The organism is Actinomycetospora sp. (genome assembly GCF_055612215.1).
Genome location: NZ_JBVPVA010000052.1, coordinates 1 through 2,558 on the forward strand (window position 1 = coordinate 1; position 2,558 = coordinate 2,558).

A 2,558-nucleotide genomic window follows, 5' to 3' on the forward strand; every position below is an offset into this window, starting at 1 on the left:
CCGGTGTAGTCCCAGGTGGTGCGGACCGCGACGAGGTCGGCGGCGGACCAGTCGACGACCGCGCCGTCGGCGTCCCACGGCTCGACCCGGGCGGTCGCGCCGCGCTCCGCCAGCGCCTCCACGAGTGGCCGGTTCTCGGCGTCGGAGCGCTCGGACCGTACGCGGGTGCTCGCCACGATCACGATCGTCACGCGCCCACCCTCTCGCGGGGCACGGAGCGCCGCGCGATCAGGGACGGCGGGCTGCGATGCAGGTCACGGTGCCCGGCGCGACCTCGGTGAACCCGGCGTCGCGGACCGGGGCGACGCCGTGGTCCTCCCACGCCGTGCGCCCGGAGTCGTCGTCGGCCAGCGCCGTGCACCAGCGGTCCCACTGCGCGGCCGAGGCGGTCCGCACCGCGGCCGTCGTCACCGCGTCGACCTCGGTGTCGTCGGCGCCGGTCCACGCCAGCACCGTCGCGAGGATCATGCTCGCGTGCCCGACCTGGGCCGCGGCCTTGCCCGTCGACTGCTCCACGGTGGGGTTGAGCCAGATCACCGGGCGGTCGGACGGCGGCTCGCCCGGGTCGTCGTCCGGGAGGTCGGTCCCGCCGATCTGCAGCCGCCGGACCTCGTGGGGCACCTCGTCGACCGGCCCGGGCACCAGGGCGCGGACCTCTCCCCCGCCGGCCTCGGGGTCCCCGACGACGGCGGTGAGCCCGTCGACGTCCGCGACGGCACGCCAGTGCGCGGTCCGTGCCCGGCGGGCGAGCTTGCGGATGCGGCCCGCGCCGGCCCAGGCGGCGACGGCGTCGTACCAGGGGCCGCCAGGTGCGGCGCGCTCGTCGAGGCAGAGCCCGACCGCCGCCGCGGCCGCCGCCTCGAGCAGCGCGGTTGCCGTGGGAGGGATGCCGCGCTCGATGCGCAGCACGAGCGGCATCGCCCGGACCGGCGCGTCGTCCTCGTCCCCCGCCGCGCCGCTCGCCCCGTCCTCGTCCCAGGTCACGGCCCCAGGCTCGACGACCCACGGGCAGACCCGCGCGGCCAGGGGCGCGAGCGCGGCGAGCCGGTCCGCCGCCGTGCCCATCAGAGGGGCACGCGGCGCAGGAGCCCTTCCGCCGCGTCCGCCACCTCGATCTCGTCCCGGGTGACGCCGAGGACGAACAGCACCGCGTCGAGGAACGGGTAGCTCAGCGCGGTGTCGGCGGCCGCCGCGACCACGGGCTTGGCGTTGAACGCGATCCCGAGCCCGGCCGCGGCGAGCATGTCGAGGTCGTTGGCGCCGTCGCCGACGGCCACCGTCTGCTCGATGGGGACGTCGACGGCCGCCGCGAACGCCTGCAGCTGGCGGGCCTTGCCGGCCCGGTCCACGACCTCGCCGACGACGCGGCCGGTGAGCTCCCCGTCGACGATCTCGAGCTCGTTCGCGGCCGCCCAGTCCAGGCCGAGCTCCGCCACGAGATAGGCGACGACCTGGGTGAAGCCGCCCGAGACGATCCCGCACTTGAAACCCAGACGCTTGAGGGTCCGGATCGTCGTCCGCGCGCCGGGGGTCAGCTCGAGACGGCGGCCGACCTCGTCGAGGCACGACGCGGGCAGCCCCTTGAGGGTCGCGACCCGGCGGTGCAGCGACTCGGCGAAGTCGATCTCACCGCGCATCGCGGCCTCGGTGACCTCACGGACCTCGTCCTCGCGCCCGGCGTACGCCGCGAGCATCTCGATGACCTCGCCCTGGACGAGGGTGGAGTCGACGTCGAAGACGATGAGCCGCTTGGCGCGCTGCGCGATGCCGACGCGCTGCACCGCGACGTCGATGCCGGCCCGCTGCGAGGCGCCCACCAACGCCTGGCGCAGCGCAGCGTCCGACGGCGGCGACGAGCCCGGCGTCGAGATCCGCAGCTCGAGCCCCGTCACGGGGTAGTCCGCGACCCGGCGGACGCGGTCGATGTTGACCCGCTGCGCGGCGAGGGTGCGCGCCACCTCGGCGAACCCGGCCGCGGTGATCGGCCGGCCGAGCACCGAGACGACGTGCGTCGAGTACGGGTGCACCGACGAGGCGTCCCCGCCGGTCTCGACGGTCACCGTCAGCCCGAGGGCCGGGATCGCAACGTCGAGGCTGCGCTCGAGGCGGCCGGGGTCACCGGTGACCTCGACGAGCGCCGAGAGCGTCAGGTGCCCGTGGATGGTCGCCTGCTGGACGTCGAGCATCTCCGCGCCGTGCTCGGCGAGCACGGTGAAGAGCGTGGCGCTGACGCCCGGGAAGTCCGGGCCGGTGACCGTGACCAGCAGCGTCGTGCGCTGCGCGGCCAAGGGCTCCGGCCCGGAGCCCTTGGTCGTGTCGTCCCCCGCGGACGGGGTCACTTGTTCCGGGGGTCGCTGCCCGGGATGTGCTCCTGCCCGGTGACACCCGCGGCGGCCTCACCGATGCTCGCCGCGCCCCCGCCCCCGACGTGCGCCTCCATGCGGATGCGCTCGGTGAGGTGCGGGTAGTGCAGCTCGAACGCCGGGCGCTCGGAGCGGATCCGGGGCAGCTCGGTGAAGTTGTGCCGCGGCGGCGGGCAGGACGTCGCCCACTCCAGC

2 protein-coding genes and 2 pseudogenes are annotated in these 2,558 nt (G+C 75.9%); all 4 read right to left on the minus strand.

Annotated elements, in window-relative coordinates:
* Positions 1 to 191: pseudogene (locus AC0CYZ_RS01160) on the minus strand (ATP-grasp domain-containing protein); the annotation flags it as partial.
* Between the two features lie 37 nt (positions 192 to 228).
* Positions 229 to 1,065: a peptidyl-tRNA hydrolase gene (locus tag AC0CYZ_RS01165; RefSeq protein ID WP_472211323.1), complete on the minus strand. Its 837-nt coding sequence runs from the start codon at positions 1,063 to 1,065 to the stop codon at positions 229 to 231.
* Complete coding sequence (gene serB / locus AC0CYZ_RS01170) at positions 1,065 to 2,288, minus strand: phosphoserine phosphatase SerB (RefSeq protein WP_472211325.1); 1,224 nt, start codon at positions 2,286 to 2,288, stop codon at positions 1,065 to 1,067. Before serB ends, AC0CYZ_RS01165 begins: the two co-directional genes overlap by 1 nt.
* A 47-nt stretch (positions 2,289 to 2,335) precedes the next feature.
* Positions 2,336 to 2,558, minus strand: a pseudogene (locus AC0CYZ_RS01175) (cytochrome ubiquinol oxidase subunit I); the annotation flags it as partial.